The organism is Flavobacterium sp. HJ-32-4 (genome assembly GCF_022532105.1).
Taxonomy (GTDB): Bacteria; Bacteroidota; Bacteroidia; order Flavobacteriales; family Flavobacteriaceae; genus Flavobacterium.
Map to the genome: position 1 here is coordinate 2095579 of NZ_CP092832.1, position 24741 is coordinate 2120319.

The window sequence follows — 24741 nt, forward strand, 5'->3', positions numbered from 1 at the left end:
TCGTGATTTCTTATATTTGAGGATGCTACGATCGCTGTTACCCATCCTATTTCTTGTTTTTTCGTACGGCAGCCAGGCCCAACAGTCGAAATCGGTTGATTTCCGGACCGCTAACGGGCGTTTGACCTTCGTACATGCCGAGAAAAAAGTCAGTGGGACGGCGCGCTATACCTTCGACCTCCTGCGCCGTGTGGATACTGTATACCTCGATGCCCGGAAGATGCAGGTCGATTCTGTGCGATTGAATGGGAAAAAGGCGGCCTTCGTCCTTACCGACAAACAATTGAAAATCGTCCTTCCTAAGAAACGGAAGAAAAAAGGCAACCAACTCGCGTTTACCTACACCGCTTCACCCCGTCAGGCGCTCTATTTCACCGGACAAGGAGAAGGCGCGCAGATTTGGTCGCAAGGGCAGGGGAAGTTCACCAGCAACTGGTTCCCATCGCTTGATGATACCAACGATAAGATGGTTTTTTCGCTGTCATTTGAAGTGCCGGAGGGCCAAATTGGCGTCTCAAACGGCCAGCAGGTGGGATCGAAAAGCGGTCGGCGCGTATCGTTTGCGATGCAACAGCCCATGTCGTCCTATTTGCTGATGGTGGCCATCGGACGGTTTACGTGCTTCCGCGATACGTCTAATTCGGGCGTGCCGATGGAGTTTTACCTCGAGCCGGCCGATTCCGCCAAGTTCGAAGCGACCTACCGCTATTCGCGTCGCATCTTCGATTTTTTCGAACACGAGATCGGCGTACCCTATCCCTGGAACATCTACCGTCAATTGCCCGTACAGGATTTTTTATATGGCGGGATGGAAAACACTACCTCCACGCTGTTCGCCCGCAATTATGTGGTCGACAGTATCGGCTGGAACGACCGCGACTATACCAACGTCAACGCCCACGAACTCGCCCATCAATGGTTCGGTGACCTCGTGACGGCAGCGTCCGATGATCACCATTGGCTGCAGGAAGGTTTTGCCACCTATTATGCGTTATTGGCCGAACGGGAGGTATTTGGAGACGATTACTTCCAATTGCGGTTATACGAAAATGCCGTGCAGATCGAGCGCAGCAAAGAACAAAAGCCCGTGGTGGGTGCTGGTGCCAGTTCCCTGATTTATTACCAAAAAGGAGGCTGGGCGCTGCATGCCCTTCGCGAAACCATCGGTGAGGCCCTCTTTCGGAAAGCGGTGGAGGCCTACCTTCGAAAGTACCAATTCCGGAACGTCACCACCGAACAATTCCTGGCAGAAGTCGAACGCGTAGCTCCTGCATTCGATAGCGCCGCCTTCCGACGAAAGTGGTTGGACAATCCCGATTTCGATATGGAAGAAGCGTTGCGGCTATTGCGGAAGAACTCCTTCATGCAACGCTATTTTGAGGTGTCGGGATTAGAGGAGCAACCGTTTGAAGCCAAAAAGGAGCGTTTTGCCACGCTGCTTGCGGGCGACGATTATTGGCCTATTAAAGAAGAAGTGGTCTTCCAACTGACGCAGTTGGCATTCGACGAAAAGAAGGCGCTTCTGGAAACAGCCCTCGCCACGAACGACGTACACATCCGGCAGGCGGTAGCGCGGACGATGGGTAAAATTCCGGCGGAGGCGTATGCGATGTATGCGGCCCTGCTCGACGATCCGTCCTACATCACCAAAGAAATCGTTTTGAACGCCCTGTGTTCGCAGTTTCCTGAGAAGCGGAAGGAACTGCTCGACAAAACCCGAGGGATTGAAGGATTCAGCGATAAGAACCTTCGCATTCTCTGGCTGACGCTGGCGTTAAAGGCCAAGGACTATGATCCGGCCGGTAATGCCGCGTATTACGACGAGTTGTTGCGGTATGCGTCGCCTGCTTACGAGAGCGACGTCCGGGAGAATGCGCTTACGAACCTGTTGTTCCTCGACCCAAACGACACCAATGCGTTAGAGGCGTTGGCAAGGGCGACGGTTCACCACAAATGGCAGTTCGTGAAATTCAGCCGCGACCGCATCCGAAACCTGATCAAAAAAGAACGCTATCGTACGTTTTTCAGTGAATTGCTGGCGAAGTTGCCTGACGCGGAACGGACGGCGGTCGAAAACCTACTCAAGGAATCCAAATGAAAGCACTCGTCATTTCCGGTGGCGGCAGCAAAGGCGCCTTTGCGGGCGGCGTTGCCCAGTATTTAATGGAGGAGAAGAAACACGAATACGACCTTATGCTCGGCACCTCGACCGGTAGCCTGCTCATCCCGCATCTTGCGTTGGGGAAAGTGGATAAAATACGGGACATATACACCAATGTTAACATGAAGAACATCTTCAATGTGAACCCGTTTCTCGTCCGGACGCGAAACGGAATGCAGACCGTGTCGATCAACCACTTCAATGTCATATGGCAGTTCCTTCGCGGCAAGCGTACCTTCGGCGAAAGCCGGAAACTCCGCAAGTACATCCGGCGGAATTTCACCCGGCAGGAATTCGAAACACTGAAAGCCTCGCGACAGAATATCGTGGTGACGGTCACGAACCTGGCACGGAATGAAGTCGAATACAAATGCATCCGCGATTACGACTACGACGCTTTCTGCGACTGGATCTGGATTTCCTGTAATTACATTCCCTTCATGAGCCTGGCAACGGTCAACGGGTGTGAGTACGGCGACGGCGGTTTCTCAAGCCTGGTACCCATCCGTGAGGCCATCGAACGGGGCGCAACCGAAATCGACGTCGTCGTATTGGAAACGGAAACGTTGGCTGAGCCGAAGGCAGTAGGGAAGAACCCCTTTTCGCTGATGGTCAACCTTTTCGGTACGCTGCTCGACCAGGTCGAAAAACACGACATCGCCATCGGCAAACTGGCGGCCAATGCCAAAGGTGTCAAACTCGATTTTTACTACACGCCCGTGGCGCTGACGACCAATGCGTTAGTGTTCGACAAGGAAAAGATGAGGGAGTGGTGGAAACTCGGCTACGAATATGCCCGCAGTAAGAGCGAGATCGCCAGTGAAATCGGGAAAATGTGACGACATCATTTCCCGCAATCTGTACGGGAAACCCGTACCCTTTTTCGGCTAAAAAGACGTATTTTTGTACCTCTGAAAAACGACGATGAATACCGATAAACTTCTCGAACTGATGTTCTATGTGCTTCCGGCTGCCGTTACAGGTGCCGTGGCTTTTCATTTCTTCCGTACGTTCCTGGCGAATGAAGACAAAAAGCGCCGGTTTTCGCTGATGCGCGAAGGACGGAAAATCACGCTGCCCCTACGTTTGCAGGCCTACGAACGGATGACGCTGTTCATCGAGCGTACCGACCCTGCGAAGTTGCTGTTGCGGGTGACGCCGATTTCGACGGACAAGCACGAGTATGTCACCTATGTGATTGCCCATATCGAACAGGAGTTCGAGCACAACCTGACGCAGCAGATCTACATCTCGGATGAATGCTGGGCGGTGATCAATACGGCGAAAAGTGCCATCATCCAACAGTTGCGTAAAACAGCGTTATCGGAGGATGTCAAGGATGCGGACGCCCTTCGCGAAGCGGTCATTTTGGAAGGTTTCGGAAAGGAATCTGCCAGCTTTTCTGCCCTTTCGTTTATCAAGAACGAAGTATCGGAGATGCTATGAACATTGTCCGTTATCGTAAAACAAGGACCTGATCATGCAACGCTATCTCGACCAACTTAACGAAGCCCAACGCGCGCCCGTCCTGCAAAAAGACGGTCCGATGATCGTTATTGCCGGTGCCGGTTCGGGCAAGACACGCGTATTGACGATGCGTATCGCGTACCTCATGAATCAGGGCGTCGATGCATTCAACATCCTGGCGCTGACCTTTACCAATAAGGCGGCGCGTGAGATGAAGAAGCGGATTGCGGATATCGTGGGTTCCAACGAAGCGCGCAACCTTTGGATGGGTACGTTTCACTCCGTCTTCGCCCGTATCCTTCGGGCCGAGGCCGACAAATTGGGTTATCCATCGAACTTTACGATTTACGACACCCAGGATTCGGTGCGGCTGGTATCGGCCATCATCAAGGAAATGCAACTCGATAAGGACGTATACAAACCCAAGCAGGTGTTTGGTCGTATTTCCTCTTACAAAAACAACCTGATTACGGTAAAGGCCTATTTCAACGATCCGGAGTTGCAGGAAGCAGACGCCATGTCGAAGAAACCACGACTTGGTGAGATTTACGCCAATTATGTGGACCGCTGCTTTAAGGCCGGCGCCATGGATTTCGACGACCTGTTGCTGAAAACCAACGAGTTGCTGACGCGCTTTCCGGATGTGTTGTCGAAATACCAGAACCGCTTCCGCTATATCCTGGTCGATGAGTATCAGGATACGAACCATTCCCAATACCTGATTGTACGCGCGCTTTCCGATCGTTTCCAGAATATTTGTGTGGTAGGCGACGACGCGCAGAGTATTTATGCCTTCCGCGGTGCCAACATCAACAATATCCTCAACTTCCAGAAAGACTATGAGGGTGTGCAGATGTATCGTCTGGAGCAGAATTACCGCTCGACGAAGAATATCGTGGAAGCGGCCAATTCCATCATCGATAAGAACAAAGTCAAACTCGATAAAGTAGTTTGGACGGCCAACGACGAAGGCCCGAAAGTGAAGGTACACCGCAGTTTCACCGATGCCGAGGAAGGACGTTTCGTGGCCCAGACGATTTTCGAGGAAAAGATGCAGCAACAACGCCAGAACGGCCATTTCGCGGTGTTGTATCGGACGAATGCCCAGTCGCGGTCGATTGAAGACGCGCTGCGCAAACGCGACATCCCCTATCGGATATACGGTGGACTTTCGTTCTACCAACGGAAGGAAATCAAAGACGTACTGTGTTACCTCCGACTGGTGCTCAACCCAAAAGACGAAGAGGCACTGGTGCGGGTCATCAACTATCCGGCGCGCGGTATCGGCGATACCACCGTTGAGAAACTCACGATTGCCGCCAACCATTACAAGGTTTCGATGTTTGAGGTAATGGAAGCCATTGACCGCATCGACCTCAAACTGAATGCGTCGGCAAAGAACAAACTCTCCGACTTCGTTACGATGATCAAGAGTTTCCAGATCCTGAACGAAACGCATGACGCGTTCTTTATGACCGATCTCGTAGCGAAGAAGACCGGATTGGTGCAGGAATTGAAGAAAGACGCCACGCCCGAGGGGATCGCGCGTATCGAGAATATAGAGGAACTCCTGAACGGTATCAAGGACTTCACTGAAGGACAGAAAGAAGTCGACGGCGCACGTGGTTCATTGGCTGAGTTCATGGAAGACGTGGCACTGGCGACCGACCTCGATAATGATACCGGCGATGACGACCGGGTGGCGTTGATGACGATCCACCTGGCAAAAGGACTCGAATTCCCGTATGTGTTTGTAGTAGGGATGGAAGAAGACCTGTTCCCGAGCGCCCTCAGTCTCAACGCGCGTTCGGAACTCGAGGAAGAACGCCGCCTGTTTTATGTAGCCATTACCCGGGCCGAATACCAGGCGTATCTGACGTACGCCCAGTCGCGCTACCGTTGGGGAAAACTCAGCGACAGCGAGCCTTCCCGGTTCATCGACGAGATCGACGCCCAATACCTGGAATACCTGACGCCTGAAGACAACTCGTATCGGTACAAACCGATGATTAATACCGATATCTTTGGTGATGTCGACAAATCGAAGCTGCGACAAACGAAACCCGTTGCCGGCACACCACCGAAATGGATTACCGATAATGAACCCAAGCCCACGGCCGACATACGCCGCCTGAAACCGGTGAATTCGAGGCCTTCTTCGCCCATGTCCGACGGACCGAACCTCGTGATCGGCAATGTCGTGATGCACGAACGCTTCGGAAGAGGCGAGGTGCTGAACCTGGAAGGCGTAGGCGCCGATCGCAAAGCGGAAATCCGTTTTGAAGTTGGGGGTATCAAGAAATTATTGTTACGATTCGCGAAACTGGATGTGGTTCAGTAGGTAGTGGTTAGTAGTCAGTAGTTAGTAGTCAGTAGTTAGTAGTTAGTAGTCAGTTGTCCCGTAACTCACCACCCAAAACCCAACACCCAAACCTCCTTCTATGGCCCAATTCATCAAATTATACGAAGACAAACCCAACGAGGCGAACGTCGCACGTGTGGTGAAGGTGTTGCGCGAAGGCGGACTCGTGATTTATCCGACCGATACCGTGTATGGACTCGGTTGCGACATCATGAACAGTCGCGCGTTGGAACGTATTGCGCGCATCAAAGGCATCAAGATCGAGAAGGCGAATTTTTCGTTTGTATGTGCCGACCTTAGCCATTTGTCGGATTACGTAAAGCAAATCGATACCACGACATTCAAGATATTGAAACGGTGCCTACCCGGGCCTTACACCTTCGTATTGCCAGGAAACAACAAACTCCCACGCGAATTCAAGAAACGGGAAACCGTCGGGATTCGCGTGCCGGACAACAACATCGCGTTGGAAATCGTCCGACAACTGGGGAACCCAATAGTGTCGACCTCTATACACGATGAAGATGAGGTGTTGGAATACTCGACCGATCCCGAACTGATATTTGAAAAATGGCAGAACCTCGTAGACCTCGTTATCGATGGTGGCTACGGTGGGAATGAGCCGTCTACTATCATTGACCTTTCCGGTTACGAGCCCGTTGTGGTTCGGGAAGGAAAAGGCGACCCCGACGTTTTCTGATATGGGAAAACCACGCCATTATCTCGCGGCCATTTCCGCGTACATCATCTGGGGCACGTTCAGCCTGGTGCTGCGCCCTATCAAAGACCACGCACCGATCGACATCCTGTATTATCGGATTCTGTGTTGCCTGGGACTCGCGTTTTTCGTGCTGGTGCTATTCCGAAAAGAAAGCGTGAAAGCCAGCCGCGCGCAATTTCGGGCATTACCGCCCCGTCAACGCGCGCGTTTAATAGGTTGGAATTTGCTGGCGGGCGTCTTATTGACCGCCAATTGGTTCCTTTTTATCTATGTCATGAATTACGTCAGCGTGAAGGCGACGTCACTCGCGTATCTCGTATGTCCGATCCTGACGGCATTGCTGGCGTTCCTGCTGCTGAAAGAACCGATGAAGAAAGTACAATGGGTCGCGTTAGGGATGGGCGTAACGGGATGTATGATCCTCGCATTCGGACATCTATATGACTTGGTCTTGGCGGTTTTGGTCGGTTTTTCCTATGCCCTTTATTTAATCCTCCAGCGGAAGAACAAAGGGTATGACATGTTGTTGGTACTCTTTGTGCACATCCTGATTTCGGTGGTTGGGATGACACCGTATTACTTCGCTACGGCGGCAAGTGCGCCCGTGGATACTTCTTTTTACCTATTCGTGCTTGCCATTGCCATTTTCTTCACATTGGTGCCGATGTTGCTGAACCTGTTCGCACTCAGCGGTATTCGTTCGGGAACGGTAGGCATGTTGATGAACATCAATCCCATCATTGCGTTTTCGCTCTCGGTCTTTTATTTTGGTGAGAAGGCAGATGCGATGCAATACCTCGGGTATGGAATTATTTTCGGCTCGGTTATCGTATTTAACTGGAAGATGGGGAGTCGGGAAGTAGGGAAGTCCGAAAGTCGGGAAGACTGAAGTTCGGAAGAGGGGACGTAGAAAAAACTAATAGTAGTGTTGGCAAGGGAGAGAGGCATCGGAAGAACCTATGATTTTAGTATCTTAGATAGGTTTCCAGCCCCTTTACGATAACCCACTGGTTGTGCCATGAGTGACATACTTCGAAAACAGATCGAGAGAATAACGCCGCTTACTGACAGTGAGTTCGACTATATTTTGTCGCATTTTACCGCAAAGAAGCTCAAAAAGCACCAGTATCTCGTGCAGGAAAGCGATAAGGTAGACCATGATTTTTTTGTCACAAAAGGTCTTTTGAAGTCCTATTTCGTCAACCCCGAAGGCAAGGAACACATCATGCAGTTTGCGATGGAAGACTGGTGGATTACCGATTACCAGGCCTATTTCAACGAAACACCCGCTACCGTAAACATCGATTGCATTGAAGCGACCGAGGTGTTGTGCCTTTCTCTTCACAATCGGGAAAAACTGTGTTCCGAACTCCACAAAATAGAACACTTTTTCCGGAAGAAATCCAATGCCGGATACGTCGCCCTGCAACGGCGGATATTGTCGCTGCTCAACAGCAGTGCCAAAGAGCGGTATGAACAGTTGTTGCAGCAATATCCGACCTTGTTCCAGCGCGTGCCGAAGTCGATCATCGCCTCGTATCTCGGTGTTTCGCGGGAAACCCTGAGCCGCATCAGCTAAAGGTGTGATCTATATCACACAGAATGTGTGACCTATCTCCTTTTGGTAAAGCGACGAGCGCCGGAACTTTGTATTGTTAATTCAGCATTCCCAATTATGAAGCGCTTACTACAAAAAATGCTGCTCGGAATCACGGTCATGGCAGTTGGCACCGTGTATTCCTTTTCGCAACAAGCCACTGCACAAACCTCAAATCAAAGAAAAATGAGCAAGAAAATTTTATTTGTGGTGACGAGCCACGACAAGTTGGGCGATACCGGAGAATCTACCGGTTACTACCTGGGCGAAGTGTCGCATCCGTGGGCGGTGTTGACAGCCGCCGGTTATGAAATCGACTTTGTAAGTCCGAAAGGCGGCAATCCGACCTACTACGGAGCGAACACCGAAGATCCGGTCAATCGGCAATTCCTGGCGGATGCGACCTACCAGAAGAAAATCCAGAATACCCTGAAGCCGTCGGAAGTCAACCCGTCTGAATACGTCGCCATCCTGTATGCCGGTGGGCACGGCACCATGTGGGATTTCGCCGACAACGCTGAACTTGCCGAAATTGCCCGCGAAATCTACGAACACAACGGCATTGTCAGCGCCGTGTGCCATGGACCCGCAGGCCTGGTCAATATCAAGCTAAGCAATGGGAACTACCTCGTGAATGGAAAGAAAATCAATGCCTTTACCAACGAAGAGGAAGCGGCGGTGAAGCTGGAAAAAGTAGTACCCTACAGCCTGGAAACCAAACTCATTGAACGCGGAGCCCGATTCGAAAAATCAGGACTCTGGCAGGAACACGTAACAGTGGACCAGCGGGTGGTAACCGGCCAAAATCCGCAATCGGCACACGCGGTGGGTGAAGCCGTATTGGCCGAACTGAAAAAGTTGTAACTAGAGTTGAAAGGACTACAGGGCCACAACTCCAAAAGAATGTCTGTTCCTGTAACTTCGTGACTAATTGACGCCTTTAAAATAAAAACCTGTCTTCAAACGAGGACAGGTTTTTCTATTTCCAGCAAAAGTCTTCCGGTCTTCCCGACTTTCGGACTTTCAGACTTCCTATAGATTGAAAAGACCTACAAGGTTTTGGAAACCTTGCAGGTCGTCTTTCTTCCGAACTCCCGAACTTCAAACAAAGACAGGTTTTCTTATTTCCTGTAAAAGTCTTCCGGTCTTCCCGACTTTCCGACTTTCGGGCTTCCCCTAAGTTAAAAAGACCTACAAGGTTTTGAAAACCTTGCAGGTCGTCTTATTTTCGAACTTCCGAGCTTCCGAACTTCCGATCTTCAAACAAAAAAACCTGCCTCCAACGAAGACAGGTTTTCTTATTTCGATAAAAGTCTTCCGGTCTCCTGACTTTCGACTTTCGACTTTCAACTTTTCACTTTCGACTTACGTCCTATCAATTCTTTCCCTGCATATTCTTCATCTCCTTCTCAATCATGTCATAAAACTGATCGATCTTCGGCATGATGACGATACGCGTGCGACGGTTAGTGGCGCGGTTTTCGGCTGAGTTATTGTCAACCAGTGGCACGAATTCACCACGGCCGGCGGCAATGAGTTGTTTCGGTGCCACACCCAGGTCTTTGGTCAGTACACGAACGATGGAGGTAGCGCGTTTGACGGAAAGATCCCAATTGTCTTGTAGTACACCGTTGCTGATGTACGGCACGTTATCGGTGTGTCCTTCCACCATACACTCAAAATCAGGCTTCGCATTGATGACTTTCGCCACTTTCGAAAGCACTTCTTTCGCGCGGTCGGTCACGGTATACGAACCGCTCTTGAACAGCATTTTATCGGAGATAGAGATGAAGACTACGCCTTTTTCAACGTTTACTTCAATATCCGGATCGTTGATGCCTACTTCACGCTTCAGGCTCGTCACCAGTGCCAACGTCACGCTGTCTTTACGCGTAAGGGCATCCTGCAGGCGGGCAATCTTGAGGTCTTTTTCTTTAAGCGACTCGAGTGTCTTCTCGACATTTTTCGCTTGCTGGGCCGACAACGTCGTGGCGTTACCCATACTGTTGATCAGATCCGCGTTGTTCTTTTTCAGGTACTCGATTTGGGCGTTAAGCGCTTCTTTTTCAGAAAGGCAGGTGTTGAGTTTCACCGTAGCCGTATTGAGCAAATCCTGTATTTCTTTGTTTTTTGCCTCGCAGGCTGCGAGTTTTTTCTTCGTACCGCATGACGTGGTCAGCAACGCCAACACGGAAAGGGCTAAAACGATTTTACGCATGATCTTCGATTTTTAGTTCCTTGCAAAGGTAGGGCTATTTTCAATTTTAACAATTCCGGCGGAACCTAAACTAATGTTAAACCCCTTCGCCCGCCACCGTTTGGCAAGAATGTAGTTCTTGCGAACATTTGTGATTTTGTTGTAAATACGGCCAAGGTGTTATTTCCGGTCTTCCGAAACCCGACAGTTAACGTTGTGGCACCTTTCTGCTTCTCCCCTTATACAATATCAATAAACTATTCAAACGCTCCTGATCGGTATTGTAGTTATCTATTTTGAGGCTAATTGATCCTCGCCGATGGTCAAATCTCAGGTAATAATGACGTGTATACTTGCCGGCGCGCTCGCTGACGACTTCTTCGTTCTGAATCTCATTCCAATCATAGAATCGATTAGAAAATAGTCTGATTCCTTTTTCGTTTAGTATTATTTGGGGTTCCCTATTGGTGGCTTGTCTATATTTCTTGAAAGCGATAATGGTACCTGCCAGAATGGCCAGCGGGCCCACCACATACCGATCCGTTTGCGCGGTTAGATAAACGCCCAGCGCTGCAACGCCCAGCATTAGGAGCATTTCAGCGAAGTTTTTCCCCTTCGCATAAGTAATAATGGTTTCGTTAGGGATCGTCGGGTCGTCGTGAAATATATCTTCCCGCTTAAACTTCTCTTGCAGGAAAGCCCACTTTTCACGGTCTGTACGGCTGTGTGGTATTGTATTTGCAAACAAACTATCGTCTGGCCATAACAGCCGCTCCCTAATGGCCCGTTTCTTAAGCTCGTGTACATTCCGGACATTTTCAAATGCCCAAATCTTCCATTTCGTCCCCATTACATGCCACCAAAGCCAAGCCAACAGCAACGAAAGTCCAAAACCGGCAAATACTGTCCAAGAAGGAAGTATTCTTTGTGTTTGGAGCAAAATCGAAAGCAATGACACACCAAAAATAATACCGATTACCGGATAATTAAGCATTCTGCGCCCCCTGGCAATTGCTTGGTCAACCGAGACGGTTTCGTTCATAAATTTTTGTCGCTTTTTAGTTGTTGGTGCCACGACTTCACCTCGTGTACGGTACTTGCTTAGACTGAAACGGCCGTGCAAATCAGGACCAAAATAAGAAAAAGAAAACGGCTTGTCTTTTAGGTACAAGACCTACGGCCTTCCATCTGACTCCCGCCTAATGGATTGTCAGGTCATGCATTAGGCTACTACAGTTGGATACTATCCTCATCCTCCAAAAGTTGGCTGAATTCAGTCTTTTTTTTCTGGAAGTACAACCAGGGGATGCTCTTCACGTAAAAATAATCCGTCCGCTCCGACCCGCGTCGACGTCTGATATAACGCGGCAGGTAAAAGTAGAACGCCGCATGCGCCTTCAAAATCGCCCAAACATGCGACCACTGCATCGTTACGAAAAACCGCATACCCGCGACGCCATCCAATACCAATCGGCTGAAAAGTACACGGAAGGCCACGCGTTTCGGCAGGTTCTTTACCATCATGAAAAGCGAGTTGCGGAAATTGAGGTAGGTTTTCCGCGGATTCAGGTATTGCAACGTGGCGCCTCCGACGTGAAACACCACCGATTGGGGCTCGTACCGCAACCGGTAGCCATGGTTGAAAATCCGCCAACAGAGGTCAATCTCTTCCTGGTGGGCGAAGAAGTCGTCGTCGAAGCCTTTCATTTTCCGGAAAACATCCTTCCGGATAAAAAAACAGGCACCCGACGCCCAGAACACATCGCAGGCATCGTCGTATTGTCCGTTATCCACTTCCACCGTATCAAAAATCCGTCCGCGACAGAACGGAAACCCGAACTTATCGATGAAACCACCCGCCGCACCGGCATACTCAAAACGCGTCGGATCCTTGAAATCCCGTATTTTGGGTTGTATAACGGCCGTATCGGGTTCGTTGTGGAAACGTTCCAGTATCGGCTCCAGCCAATTTTCCGTCACGTCAATATCCGAATTGACCAGTGCATAAAGCGGTTCTTCCACCTGTTGGAGCGCCAGGTTGTAGCCTTTGGCATAGCCATAGTTGCCGTCGTTGCGGATGATGGTCACGTCCGGAAGATGCGCTTGCGTCCATGCGATCGAGTCGTCGGCGGATGCATTATCGGCCAGGTACACCCGGGCCTGCGGCGATAGGGCCACGACCTTGGGAAGGAATTGTTGCAGCAGGGCGACTCCATTCCAGTTGAGGATAACCACGGCAATTGCTTTCTCTCCGCTCATGTTAGGGGGTATTGGGGAAGTTCCCGCAGGAACCGGTAGCAGCTATTTTCAAAATCCATCCGGCAAAAATAATGATGCAGCCCGTTTGTGACCATCAGGTAATCGGCTTTCATCGTCAGGTTATAGCGCGCGATCTGGTCGAATGTGTCCTGCGAAATGCCCACGTGGGGCGCTTTGCATTCCACCAACAAAAAGATGCTGCCATCGGCATGAAATACGACCAAATCATAGCGTTTGGTGAGTCCGTTGACTTTCAGCAACTTCTCTACATTCACCCGCGATTTCGGAAAACCCAGTCCGTCGATGAGGTAGCGCGCCACGTGCTGTCGTACCCATTCCTCTGGTGTCAATACCACGAATTTTTTGCGGATATCGTCGAAGATAGCGACCTTATTTTCGCTACTTTTGAAACGAAAGTCGTAGGCCGGGAAGTTCAGCTTCTGCATGCGGCAAAGATAAACAAAACCCATCGCCGCCGGGCATACATGGACGAAGCAGCCAAAATTGTAACCGACATAAAAGCAGGAAAAATCCGTCCCGTCTATTTTCTGATGGGAGAGGAGCCGTACTATATCGACAAAATCGCCGAGTACATCGAAGACAATGTCCTTACCGAAGATGAAAAAGGCTTCAACCAAACGGTTTTGTACGGTCGTGACGTGTCGATTGACGACATCGTAGGCACTGCCAAACGCTATCCGATGATGGCCGAGCGCCAGGTCGTGATCGTAAAGGAAGCGCAGGATTTGTCGCGCACCATCGACAAACTCGAATCCTATGCCGAACAACCTACGCCCACTACGGTGTTGGTAATCTGCTATAAATACAAGACACTCGACAAACGCAAGAAAGTTACCAAACACCTCGAAAAGAACGGTGTGGTATTCGAAAGCAAGAAACTATACGAGAACCAGGTCGGCCAGTGGATTACCCGCATCCTGCAAGGGCGCGGTTACACCATCGATAATAAGGCCAACGCGATGATGGTCGATTTTTTGGGAACCGACCTGAGCCGCATCGCCAAGGAACTCGAGAAACTGCAGATCATATTGCCGAAAGGAAGCACCATTCTGCCGTCCCATATCGAAGAGAACATCGGTTTCAGCAAAGAGTATAATGTGTTCGAATTGCGAAAGGCGATTGCCGAGCGGAACCAATACAAAGCCTACAAGATTGCCCAGCATTTCGCCCAGAACCAAAAAGAGAACCCTTTGGTGATGACCGTCGGGATGATGTTCAGCTTCTTTTCGAATTTGCTGCAATACCACGGACTCAAAGACAAGAAAACAGCAGCTTCAGCGTTACGGGTGAGTCCGTATCAGTTGAAAGACTACGAAACCGCTTTCCGGAACTATCCCATGCGGAAAGTCAGTGCGATCGTGGCCGCCCTCCGCAACATCGACGTCAAAAGTAAGGGAGTAGGGGCGAACCTCACACCGGACGATTTACTGAAAGAAATGCTCATCCATATTTTCTCATGAAGCGGCTGTTCCTGTTATGCGGTGTCATTTGGGCGCTGCTCTTTGTTTCAAGTCTCTATTTTATGTTCCTTAGCGACCCACCGATGCCGCATGGTTGGTTTGAAGTAGGCCGTACCCTCATGTTCGGTATTTTCACATGGTTGTTTTTGTATAAATTGCAGCGCACAAAAGTTACGGGGTTATGAAGAATAAGTGGTTTTCACTCGCTTTTGCCATTGTCTGTGGTATCTGTATCGGTATTTCGATCTGGTTGATTATCGAAGATTATCTGAACGACCAACCGCTGCGATGGATGAATGTATTGCGGTTGTTTCTCTTTTTATATTTCTGCTGGACCAACACCAAACGCTATTTGGAACAGCGCAAGGCAGAATAAGGTTTTTTTTATACCTTTAGGAAAACCCCTTTCCATGAAAGTCAAAAATGTATACTTCGGCCTGCTGGTTTTTTCAGTGGTGATGTTCGTGTGCGCACTCATCATGCTCGCCTATCAGGGCCTTTCAAACGGACGTAGTTTGTTCGTGCAACTGCTTCCATCCCTGGTATTCGCGGCCTGCTGCTTTCTCTTTTTCTTCGCGTACCGAAAAGCGGTGAAAAAAGAAGCGCCTTTCGAGTAATCCAGTTCTTTTTCCGGACGAATTATGCGATATTTGTCCGCTAAACCTTCCAAAAATGGGAATGAACAAGAATACCATCCTCGGATGGGCCACCTTAATTATGATCCTGATGGGACTCCTGCTCGTCGGACTCGGTATTTTCCGGTATGATGACGTCGCCGGATGGGGCTTCGGGGCGGTAGGTGTCGGTTTCTTTGCCAACGCCTGGGTGTTCAGTTCGCTTAAGGGTCGCGTGTAGCAATGCCAATAAAAAAGCCGGAGCATGTGTCCGGCTTTTCCCTATTACAAACCAACTCAGCAACAGGCCTTGTTCATAGGTTTTTTGTTCGGCCTGCTGCTTATCTTTATTCAACCACTAGTTTCCTGAAAGATTTACGCTGTTTTGCGTCGGCAACTTCCACGATATAAACACCTTTCGCCAGGGATGAGATGTCGATTTGCGGCAGCGTTGAGGACAACACTTTTTGTCCCTGTAGCGAGAAAACCTCGACGCGGGAAATTCCGTCTTCCGTCGAAACCGTCACCTGTTGGTGCGCCGGATTCGGAAACATCTCGAAAGCCATCGGTTTTTCCAATGTCTCGGTTGACAAAGAGGCGCTGATGCTGGCAATCTCAGTTGCGGTAAGCGCGGTAGTATAAATCCGCAGGTCATCTATTTTTCCATTGAAATAGCCGCCAAGCCCGCTAGTGGTTCTTCCGATTCGGAACATCGTACCGGTTGTCGCCAAGGTCCGTGGCCCAAAGTCAAGCAAGTCACCATCCCGGTATACGCGTGCCTCCAAACCGTCGTAAACAAAGGCCATCGTATAATATATGGCAGACGACGGGGTATGTGAAAACGGCAGGTCATTCGAACCCCAGAAATAGTTGTTGCCAAGGTTTGAAGTGCTTTGCGTGTAACCATAGGATTGGTTGTTTACAGCCGACCCATAGCTGAATACATCATTGACCACCGTGGGCTGCAGAATCTGTACCCGTATAACAACAGTCCGGCGGGCAGCGCCCTGCGGCAAAAACGGAAGGTTGAGCGCCTGTACGTTGTTGTCTAACCGAAGGGCAGTATCATTATCCGCAAATCCCAGCGGGTTCGGGTTCGTAAACTCGATGGAAGGATCGTTCTTTTCCTGTCGGTTTCCGTTGAACTCGAAGTGGTAGACCGGCGTACTGTTGTTGTTGGCATCCAACGTACAAAAGGCCCTCGAACCGGATGTCGTCACAACCCCGGCGCTGTTCGTCGCTTCAATCGAATACGAGTAGCACGTTCCGGGCGCGAGTCCGGTGAGGGTGTAAGTCGCCTGCGTAGGTTCGTTTCCTGAAAACACTGGTCCGGGGTAAACGGCGCTGATGCCACCCCCAAAAGCGGTTACGAGGATATTGGTGGTGGTTTGCGCCCCACCCGGGTTCACTACAAAAGTGATAACGTCGCTGTCTTGCGCAGGCGAAGCAGACGAAGAGGCACTCAAAATGGAAGGCAACGACACGTTTGCATTGGGATTGTAAAGCGTCTGCATTTGGGCAGCGGTCAGTGCGGTATTGTAAATTTTCAGGTCGTCTAGATAGATGCCGGAACCCGACCCACCAGTAGCATTCACCAAACGGTTGAGGTACAGGTTGGTGCCTGTTGTATTCAACGTACGATTAAAGGGCCCCATGGCGACACCGTTTAGATAGATGGCCATCTGGCTACCGTTGTGCGTCATGCCCACATGCACCCATCCGTTGTTGATGGTTTGTGACTGTGAACTGGTAAGCGGTACATTGTAATCGTTACCTACGCCCCAGGTGTAGTACGAATTCTGCGGGCCGTTCCGCCAGAAACCGAACGCCTGGTTGGCACTGTTGTTTCCCCAGCCCACTACCGGATACGTATCGATATCGGTATCGTTGATAAACTTTACCCAGAATGAAAGGCTACGAGCGTTGTTTCCGGTTGGCAAGTCCGCACACGCTGCCACAAAATTGATGGTATTCGGAAGGTTGATCGCCTTGTTCGCGACGCCATTTCTGTCGGCAACATATGCTACCGAACCCGATCCGGTTGGGGTCCATCCCGAAAAGTTGCTACTTGAGCCGGAATTGTCCATGCTACCATCGAAGTCAAATCGGTAAAGGGGTGATTGTGCGAAAGTACCGGCCGAAAGGAAGGCCAGCGAAAGAAAGAGTAGTGTTTTTTTCATATCGAGGATTTTTCTGGAGGCGAAGGTAGGGGCGCGAGGTCACGACCGGCGGGATGACTTCATGAACCGCGTGTATGGGTTCACGAACGGTGTTTTGGTCACTATTTGCGCCTGCTTTTTCCGGATATAAATAGAAAAGACGGATAAAAGGAAGGAACTGCGGAATCGCCGCCAGATACAGGTTTTTATTAAAATAAATACTACTTTAGGACACTCTAAGCCGCATCATGAAAGTGCTGATTGTAGACGACGAACCGAAAGCGCGGTCGATGCTTCGCAATATCATTATGGAATATTGTGCGGAAGTCGAAACCGTTGACGAAGCCGCCAGCGTTCGTGAAGCCGTAAAATACCTAACCAGACAAACACCGGATGTGGTATTTCTCGACATCGAAATGCCCGATGAAAACGGTTTTGCGTTGTTCGAGTATTTTCCGTCGCCTTCCTTCTCAACCATCTTCTGCACCGCCTATTCGGAATACGCGCTGAAAGCCTTCGAAGTATCGGCCACCGATTACCTGTTGAAACCGGTGAGTGTGAGCAAGGTGCAGGCCGCCATCGCCAAATCGGCAGCAGCGGAACAAGTACGTCAAATGGAACAGGTTGCCGTTTTAAAGGAGAATCTGTCGGTAAAGGAAATCCAGAAAATTGCCCTCCCGCTTTCCGACGGTTTGCGTTTCCTCAGAATCGACGATCTTTTGTATTTCGAGGCCGACGGTTCCTATACGAAGGTCGTCACGCAAGGAGGGAATTACCTGGTGTGCAAGAAGATCAAGGAGTTTGAGGAATTGTTGGAGGACGACAATCGTTTCTACAGGGTGCACCGTTCGTTCCTTGTCAATATCCAGAAAATATCGAAGTATAGTAAGAAAGACGGGGCCACTTTGGTAATGGAGAATCAACAGCTCATTCCGGTCTCACGGGAAAAGAAAAACGATTTTGACGACCTTATCGCCACGATCAGTGTATGAGGGGACGCTTTTTATTTTTCGTACTGTTCTTCGTTGCCCAGTTCGGTGGGGCGCAAGGTCTTGAGCAGGAAAAGGCCAAAACCGACACGATGCGGTGTTTCCAGCTCAATCGGAAGATCGAGGAAGAGAATGACCATCGGGTTTGGATAGGCGACAACAATGACCTGAAAAAAATAGCGGCGGGCTACATGAAGCGGGAGCAGCCTCTGTATCAAAATACCTTTCGCCGCTATTATGCCATCGCCTTACTCAACGAAGGGGCTTATTACAACTATACCGATCGTTATGAACTCGCGATCGACCGATACCGGCAATCGTTCCGGATCGCACGAAAGAGCAATTTCCTTGGACACTGTGCATCCTGCCTTCAAAACATTGGTACCGCTTTCGACTACCTGGGAAAGGTGGACAGCAGTTTGGTGTATTTCGAAAAGGCGTTGGTGTATGCCCGGAAATCCCGCGATAAATCCAACATAGCCTACGTGCTCACCGATTTGGGTCACGTGTACAACCTTAAGGGCAACACCACGATGGCCATCGGGCGAAACATCGAAGCGCTGAAAATCTTTGAAGAGATCGGTGATGCCGAAGGAATCGAACGTACCTACACCGCGCTGGGTCGCATTTTCGACGGGCAGAAAGAGTACCGGAAAGCGATTGGGTATTATCGAAAAGGACTCGCGATCGCCACACAGAACAAGTTCGGCAACCGGCAGGCGATCCTCCTTAACAGTCTCGCCAACTCTTATTTCCGGCTGGGTCAATACGAGCAGGCAGAACGTTTTGCCAAGGAAAGCATGGCCATTTCTACCCGAAGCGGATTTGGTACAGCCAGGGCGGTATCGCTGAAACACCTGGGCGAGATCGCTTTGTCTCGAAAACAATTCAGGGAAGCGGAAGCCTATTTCACGAACGCCGCGGGGTTGTTTGAGGAATTGCATGTCGACAACGTCCTGGCGAGTGTCAAAATCGGCATCGGACAGGTGTATCTCGCGCGTAATGACAACCGAAAGGCTTTGTATCAGGCTGAATCCGCTTTCCGGATTGCGCAAACGTCGAATTACCCGACAGAGAGAAAAGCAGCGGCAGAGTTGTTGACCGAACTACACAGTAGGAGAGGCGATTACAAAACTGCCTTTCAGTTTCAGACGTTAGCGAAGAAACTCGCCGACAGCATTTTTTACGACGAAAGCAAAAATATCGCCCTGAAATCGGAATTCAGGCTGGAAGCGGAAAAAAAGGAAGCGCGCATCGCGTTGTTGTCACAGCAGAAGAAGATATCGGAACTTGAACTCCAAAGGCAGAAAGTCGTCGCGCTTTTCATCGTAATCCTATTGTCTGCCGCCCTGATCATCGGCATATTACTGTTCAAACGCTATCGGGCAAATAACGAAAACCGGCTTCTCAAGATTTCACTGGAAGAAACGGCAAAGACGCTTCGCGCGGAGAAAAAAGCATCTGAAAGCGAACTCAAAGCGCTCAAAAGCCAGATGAACCCACACTTTATCTTCAATGCCCTGAACTCAATTCAAGAGCAATTCATGTATGGTGATAAACGCATCGCCAACGAACAAATGGGGAACTTCACAGACCTCACGCGCATGATCCTGAATGTTTCCGGCAAACGAAAGATTTCGCTTGGTACCGAGATCGATATCCTCACCAAATACCTGGAACTTGAAAAGATGCGGTTTGACGACGATTTCGAGTATACGATTTCAGTGGACGACGGCCTCGATCCGGATTTCGTCGATTTACCGCCAATGTTGGTGCAACCGTTTGTGGAGAACAGTATCAAACACGGTTTGCTTCACAAGCAAGGCAACAAAAGTGTGTTGGTAAGATTCGCGTTTTCAGACGACAGGCGTTACTTGGTTTGTACGGTTGAAGACAACGGAATCGGGCGGGAGAAATCCGAACAGATTAAGATGCGAAACAAACACAATTCATTCTCTACCGCGTCAATCGAGGAGCGTCTGAAACTGATGGAAGGCGATCCGGGACAGCCACTTTTGTGGTACGAAGATTTGGTTGACGACGAAGGCGCGGCGGCCGGGACGCGGGTAACAGTCAGGATTCATTTGGAACCTTCGTCAGATTAAAAGTGTAACCTGCCCCGAACACCGGTCTTCATTATTTCATTAATATGTAAACGACCGCTTACATTTTTTAATTAAGTTTATATTTGCGAACCGTGCCGTTCGTCGGTTCTGACGCGCTGCACCCACAATTTACGCTTACAAAAAATACAATAAATACTATGTCAGACGATAAGAAAGTCATTTTCTCGATGGCGCGGGTAGGCAAGACCTACCAGGGCGCCAATAAACCGGTTCTCAAAGATATTTACCTAAGTTTCTTTTACGGCGCCAAGATCGGTATCCTCGGTTTGAACGGATCGGGTAAATCGACACTGCTGAAGATCATTGCCGGCGTAGATAAGAATTACCAGGGCGATGTGGTGTTCGCGCCGGGCTATACCGTAGGTTACCTCGAACAGGAGCCGCTACTCGACGAAAACAAGACCGTCATTGAGATCGTGCGCGAAGGGGCGGCCGAATCGGTGGCGCTGCTCGAAGAATTCAACGCACTCAACGACCAGTTCATGTTGCCGGAGGTGTATGAGAACGAAGAGAAAATGCAGAAGCTCATGGACCGTCAGGCGGAGTTGCAGGACAAGATCGACGCGGCTGGTGCCTGGGACCTCGACAATAAGCTGGAAATCGCTATGGACGCGCTTCGCACACCGGATGCCGATATGCCCATCAAGGTATTATCGGGAGGAGAGAAGCGCCGCGTAGCCTTATGCCGACTGCTCTTGCAACAACCGGATGTGTTATTGCTTGACGAGCCCACCAACCACCTCGATGCGGAAAGCGTCCTGTGGCTCGAACAACACCTTGCCCAATACGCCGGAACCGTCATCGCCGTTACCCACGACCGGTATTTCCTTGACAATGTGGCCGGTTGGATACTCGAACTTGACCGCGGCGAAGGCATTCCGTGGAAAGGGAATTACTCATCCTGGCTCGACCAGAAAGCAAAACGACTCGAACAGGAAGAGAAAGTCGCCTCCAAACGCCGCAAGACCCTCGAACGCGAGCTGGAATGGGTACGTCAGGGTGCCAAGGGACGCCAAACCAAGCAAAAGGCGCGTCTCCAGAACTACGATCGCCTGTTGAACGAAGACCAGAAAGAACTAGAAGAAAAACTCGAAATCTATATCCCGAACGGACCCCGTCTCGGAACCAATGTCATCGAAGCACAGGGCGTTGCCAAGGGATTTGGCGACAAGTTGCTGTATGACAACCTGAACTTCACCCTGCCACAAGCGGGTATCGTGGGAATCATCGGTCCGAACGGCGCCGGTAAAACCACCATCTTCCGCATGATCATGGGGGAAGAGCAACCGGATGCCGGAACGTTCACCATCGGTGATACCGTCAAGATCGCGTATGTCGACCAGTCGCATTCCAATATCGATCTGGAGAAAACCATTTGGGAAAATTTCAGCGACGGACAGGAACTTATTATGATGGGCGGACGCCAGGTCAACTCACGTGCCTACCTGAGTCGTTTCAATTTCAGTGGCAGCGACCAGAATAAGAAAGTGGCAACGCTTTCCGGTGGGGAACGCAACCGCCTGCATTTGGCCATGACCCTGAAGGAAGAAGGTAACGTATTGCTTTTGGACGAACCCACCAACGACCTGGATATCAATACACTGAGGGCATTGGAAGAAGGTCTTGAGAATTTCGCCGGATGCGCTGTGATCATCTCCCACGACCGTTGGTTCCTCGATCGTATCTGTACCCATATCCTCGCATTCGAAGGCGACTCGAACGTCTACTTCTTCGAAGGCAGCTTCTCAGATTATGAAGAGAACAAGAGGAAGCGTTTGGGCGCCGACCTTACACCGAAACGAATCAAATACCGAAAACTCGTTCGCAACTAACCAATCGCGCCGTTGAGAAAGTGCTGTCTCGTATTGCTGTTGCTTCTGAGTCTTTCCGTTCCCGCTCAGGATACGGACAGGAAGGAACGGGCTGATATTGAACGGCTCATTAATAAAAGCGGGACCTATTTTCGTGAGGCACAGTACGATAAAGCGCTGGATGCCTCCAAACAGGCGCTGGTACGGTCTTTCAAACTCGACGACGACTACCTGATTGCACATTCCTATAACGCAATCGGCGTCGTTTACGATGAGTTTTCGGAGTCGGACTATGCCATCGAGTTCTACAACAAAGCCCTACAGCACGCGAATAAGATCGAAAACGATTCGCTGAAAGACTGGCTCTACAGTAATCTCGGCAGTGTCTACTATTTTAGCCATAAAGATGTGCGGAAAGGTATCGAGTACTACAAAAAATCGTTAGTATTCGCAAGGAAAATTAACGACAGTTCGCAGATATCCTACACCCAGATGAACATTGCGAGCGCCTACTTTTCAATTGAAGAGTATGAGTCGGGACGACGTTTTTTAGAGCAGGCGCGTTCCTACGTTCAACAGAAAGGCGAGCAGGAGGCCAGGATGACCTTGTCAATGCTCGACGCGATGTACAACAGCCACGTCGGCCACAGTACCGAGGCAGAGCACCAGTTTGCCAAAGCGTTGGTTATTGCCAAACGCGAGAAAATGTCGGCTTTTGAGGCCAATATTTACGAGAACCTGGTAAACCATCACCAAAAACTGGGGCAAGTGGCGAAAGCCAATCTCTACCAATCGAAACTCGATTCCCTCAAAAAGGCCCTGTATCCGGAAGACGAGCGCGCCAACCTTGACGAAACGGCGCGTGAGATTGAGTTGGACGCCTACCGTATCCAATTAGCCAAAATAGAAGCCGACAATGACCTGCAACATCGAAAGATACGTGAGACGCGGCTCCTGACGTTGTTGTTTGGTGTGGTACTGCTTTTTGTCATCGTCTACACCTTCACGCTATACAAAAACAACAAGAACCGAACCCGACTCAATGCCGAACTCACCGCGGCCAACCAGAAATTGCGAAAAGCCAAAGAAGCCGCAGAGGAAGTATCCCAACTCAAAACACAGTTCGTGTCGAACATCAGCCATGAATTGCGGACGCCACTTTACGGCGTTATTGGCCTGACCGACATGTTCCTCGAGAAGCACAAAGAATTGCTCGACGACGAAGAGGTCAATTCCCTCAAATTCTCCGCCCGTTACTTACTGGCTTTGGTAAACGACGTCCTGCAATTGAACAAGATGGAAGACCGCCGGATCGCGCTCGCCGATGCGCCGTTTTCGGTTCGTCGACAGATGGAAACCATCACCAATTCTTTGCAGTTCATCGCCGATCGAAACGGTAACCGGTTGGAGAGTGTGATTGATCCTTCCATTCCTCCCCTGTTGATAGGGGATGAATTGCGTTTATCGCAGATACTCATCAATTTGATATCGAACGCCCTTAAGTTTACCACCAATGGTAACGTAAAGGTGGCAGCAGACCGTTTGCAGGGGGACGACAGCACCTGCACCGTTCGGTTTACCGTATCCGATAACGGGGTAGGCATCGCCGAAAAAGACCAATATCGGATCTTTGAACGATTTGTGCAGGTCGACCGAAAAGGAAGTGATTATCAAGGCACCGGACTCGGTTTGGCCATCGTCAAACGGCTCCTGGAACTATTTGGCAGCGATATTGACCTTCACAGCGAGGAAGGAATAGGCACTACGATTCGTTTCGACATCACGTTCAAGGTTGCCGCAACTAACGAGACGCAAACGCCAGACGGCCTGAGGGCTGATGTAGGCTCACTCCGGGTGTTGGTAGTGGAAGACAATAAGATCAATCAAATCGTGACGCAGAACATCCTGCAACGAAACGGACATCAATGCGAGTTGATCGACAACGGACGTGAAGCCATTGAGAAAGTCGGAGAGGCCAAATATGATGTGATTTTAATGGATATCAATATGCCCGATCTTGACGGGTACGAAACCGCGATGGCGATACGCGCTAAAGGCATTCAGACACCAATCCTGGCACTGACTGCCTTTGACCGCAATGAAGTAACGGATAAAGCACAAGCTGCCGGAATCGATGCCGTAATCGTGAAACCTTTCGAGCCGTCCGATTTCCTCACACAGATCGCAGCCATGGCCACAAAAAAACCTGTCAACTGACAGGTTCTTCTTTATTTGATGATTCCGGAGCAGGCCACCCTTGCCCCCGCGTTGCCCGCCGGTTGTGAGGTGTAATCATCCGGATTGGCGTGTACGATCAATCCCTTACCCAGGATATCTTTTGTTTTGTCGGCGCAGTCGATGCACCACTCATCAGTCGTGAAGATCACGGTGGCGTTTCCGTCGACATCCGCGGTGAAGTTTCCGATATCGCCACGGTGATACTCGGCATCACCCCATTTCCCGTGTTTTTTGAACGTCGGGTTCCAGTGTCCGCCGGCCGAACTGCCATCAGCAGCCGAACAATCCGCTTTCTCATGGATATGTATGGCGTGGACACCTGGTTTCAATCCTGACAGTTTCGCCTCCATCGTCACTTTGCCTCCTTTTTCGGTAAAAGTAGCCGTACCAGTTGTGTTACTTCCGCTTTTGGGCTCAAGCTTAATAGTGACGGAGTTAGAAGGGGTGGAGGAAGTGGTCGATTTACATGCCACGATGATGGCGATGGCAACAACCGTTATGAAAAGTACTTTCTTCATGGTGTTTGTTTTTATCAAATTTACAAAAGACGGCCCCGGCA

22 protein-coding genes are annotated in these 24741 nt (G+C 50.1%); 16 read left to right on the forward strand and 6 right to left on the reverse strand.

Annotated elements, in window-relative coordinates:
• The first annotated feature begins 22 nt into the window (after positions 1-22).
• The 8 genes from MKO97_RS08725 (at position 23) to MKO97_RS08760 (ending at position 9172) form a co-directional block, all read left to right on the forward strand.
• Positions 23-2098, forward strand: a complete 2076-nt coding sequence (locus tag MKO97_RS08725) for a M1 family metallopeptidase (protein ID WP_241102830.1) — start codon at positions 23-25, stop codon at positions 2096-2098.
• The gene (locus MKO97_RS08730; protein WP_241102831.1) at positions 2095-3000 is read left to right on the forward strand and encodes a patatin family protein; all 906 of its coding nucleotides are present in this window, start codon (positions 2095-2097) and stop codon (positions 2998-3000) included. Before MKO97_RS08725 ends, MKO97_RS08730 begins: the two co-directional genes overlap by 4 nt.
• 85 nt (positions 3001-3085) lie before the next feature.
• Positions 3086-3607, forward strand: a complete 522-nt coding sequence (locus tag MKO97_RS08735; RefSeq protein WP_241102832.1) for a hypothetical protein — start codon at positions 3086-3088, stop codon at positions 3605-3607.
• Positions 3608-3641: 34 nt separating this feature from the next.
• Positions 3642-5969, forward strand: a complete 2328-nt coding sequence (locus tag MKO97_RS08740; RefSeq protein WP_241102833.1) for an ATP-dependent helicase — start codon at positions 3642-3644, stop codon at positions 5967-5969.
• Between the two features lie 100 nt (positions 5970-6069).
• A complete protein-coding gene (locus MKO97_RS08745; protein WP_241102834.1) occupies positions 6070-6690 on the forward strand; it encodes an L-threonylcarbamoyladenylate synthase in 621 nt (206 codons plus the stop codon).
• Position 6691: 1 nt separating this feature from the next.
• The gene (locus MKO97_RS08750) at positions 6692-7600 is read left to right on the forward strand and encodes an EamA family transporter (RefSeq protein ID WP_241102835.1); all 909 of its coding nucleotides are present in this window, start codon (positions 6692-6694) and stop codon (positions 7598-7600) included.
• Positions 7601-7729: 129 nt separating this feature from the next.
• Positions 7730-8290: a Crp/Fnr family transcriptional regulator gene (locus MKO97_RS08755; RefSeq protein ID WP_241102836.1), complete on the forward strand. Its 561-nt coding sequence runs from the start codon at positions 7730-7732 to the stop codon at positions 8288-8290.
• A 204-nt stretch (positions 8291-8494) separates the two neighbouring features.
• Positions 8495-9172 (forward strand): type 1 glutamine amidotransferase domain-containing protein, encoded by a 678-nt coding sequence (locus MKO97_RS08760; RefSeq protein ID WP_241102837.1) that lies wholly within the window; start codon positions 8495-8497, stop codon positions 9170-9172.
• 511 nt (positions 9173-9683) lie between these two features.
• Here the strand turns inward: MKO97_RS08760 and MKO97_RS08765 are convergent.
• From MKO97_RS08765 to MKO97_RS08780, 4 genes are all read right to left on the reverse strand, one after another.
• Positions 9684-10526, reverse strand: coding sequence for a flagellar motor protein MotB (locus tag MKO97_RS08765; RefSeq protein WP_241102838.1), 843 nt, complete (start codon positions 10524-10526; stop codon positions 9684-9686).
• A 187-nt stretch (positions 10527-10713) separates the two neighbouring features.
• Positions 10714-11547 (reverse strand): hypothetical protein, encoded by an 834-nt coding sequence (locus MKO97_RS08770; RefSeq protein WP_241102839.1) that lies wholly within the window; start codon positions 11545-11547, stop codon positions 10714-10716.
• Positions 11548-11735: 188 nt separating this feature from the next.
• Positions 11736-12764, reverse strand: a complete 1029-nt coding sequence (locus tag MKO97_RS08775) for a glycosyltransferase family 2 protein (protein ID WP_241102840.1) — start codon at positions 12762-12764, stop codon at positions 11736-11738.
• A complete protein-coding gene (locus tag MKO97_RS08780; RefSeq protein WP_241102841.1) occupies positions 12761-13210 on the reverse strand; it encodes a type I restriction enzyme HsdR N-terminal domain-containing protein in 450 nt (149 codons plus the stop codon). The genes MKO97_RS08775 and MKO97_RS08780 overlap by 4 nt, the downstream gene beginning before the upstream one ends.
• A 39-nt stretch (positions 13211-13249) precedes the next feature.
• On the opposite strand from MKO97_RS08780, the gene holA reads away from it, so the two are divergent.
• The 4 genes from holA (at position 13250) to MKO97_RS08800 (ending at position 15100) form a co-directional block, all read left to right on the forward strand.
• Positions 13250-14245 carry a DNA polymerase III subunit delta gene (gene holA / locus MKO97_RS08785; RefSeq protein ID WP_241102842.1) on the forward strand — a complete coding sequence of 332 codons (996 nt, stop codon included), beginning with the start codon at positions 13250-13252 and terminating at the stop codon, positions 14243-14245.
• 181 nt (positions 14246-14426) lie between these two features.
• The gene (locus MKO97_RS08790) at positions 14427-14621 is read left to right on the forward strand and encodes a hypothetical protein (RefSeq protein ID WP_241102843.1); all 195 of its coding nucleotides are present in this window, start codon (positions 14427-14429) and stop codon (positions 14619-14621) included.
• A gap of 34 nt (positions 14622-14655) precedes the next feature.
• A complete protein-coding gene (locus MKO97_RS08795) occupies positions 14656-14862 on the forward strand; it encodes a hypothetical protein (RefSeq protein ID WP_241102844.1) in 207 nt (68 codons plus the stop codon).
• Between the two features lie 55 nt (positions 14863-14917).
• Entirely contained in the window at positions 14918-15100 is a 183-nt protein-coding gene (locus tag MKO97_RS08800; protein WP_241102845.1) for a CAL67264 family membrane protein, read from the forward strand.
• A 106-nt stretch (positions 15101-15206) separates the two neighbouring features.
• Here MKO97_RS08800 and MKO97_RS08805 read toward each other — a convergent pair whose 3' ends face one another.
• On the reverse strand, positions 15207-17039 hold the full coding sequence (locus MKO97_RS08805; protein WP_241102846.1) for a LamG-like jellyroll fold domain-containing protein: 1833 nt from the start codon (positions 17037-17039) through the stop codon (positions 15207-15209).
• A gap of 227 nt (positions 17040-17266) precedes the next feature.
• Between MKO97_RS08805 and MKO97_RS08810 the strand changes: the two genes are divergently transcribed.
• From MKO97_RS08810 to MKO97_RS08825, 4 genes are all read left to right on the forward strand, one after another.
• A complete protein-coding gene (locus MKO97_RS08810) occupies positions 17267-18010 on the forward strand; it encodes a LytTR family DNA-binding domain-containing protein (RefSeq protein ID WP_241102847.1) in 744 nt (247 codons plus the stop codon).
• A complete protein-coding gene (locus MKO97_RS08815; RefSeq protein WP_241102848.1) occupies positions 18007-20112 on the forward strand; it encodes a tetratricopeptide repeat protein in 2106 nt (701 codons plus the stop codon). Before MKO97_RS08810 ends, MKO97_RS08815 begins: the two co-directional genes overlap by 4 nt.
• 158 nt (positions 20113-20270) lie before the next feature.
• Positions 20271-21965 (forward strand): energy-dependent translational throttle protein EttA, encoded by a 1695-nt coding sequence (gene ettA, locus MKO97_RS08820; protein ID WP_241102849.1) that lies wholly within the window; start codon positions 20271-20273, stop codon positions 21963-21965.
• Positions 21966-21977: 12 nt separating this feature from the next.
• On the forward strand, positions 21978-24161 hold the full coding sequence (locus MKO97_RS08825) for an ATP-binding protein (RefSeq protein WP_241102850.1): 2184 nt from the start codon (positions 21978-21980) through the stop codon (positions 24159-24161).
• 11 nt (positions 24162-24172) lie between these two features.
• Here the strand turns inward: MKO97_RS08825 and MKO97_RS08830 are convergent, their stop codons facing one another.
• The gene (locus tag MKO97_RS08830) at positions 24173-24700 is read right to left on the reverse strand and encodes a superoxide dismutase family protein (protein WP_241102851.1); all 528 of its coding nucleotides are present in this window, start codon (positions 24698-24700) and stop codon (positions 24173-24175) included.
• Positions 24701-24741 lie beyond the last annotated feature (41 nt).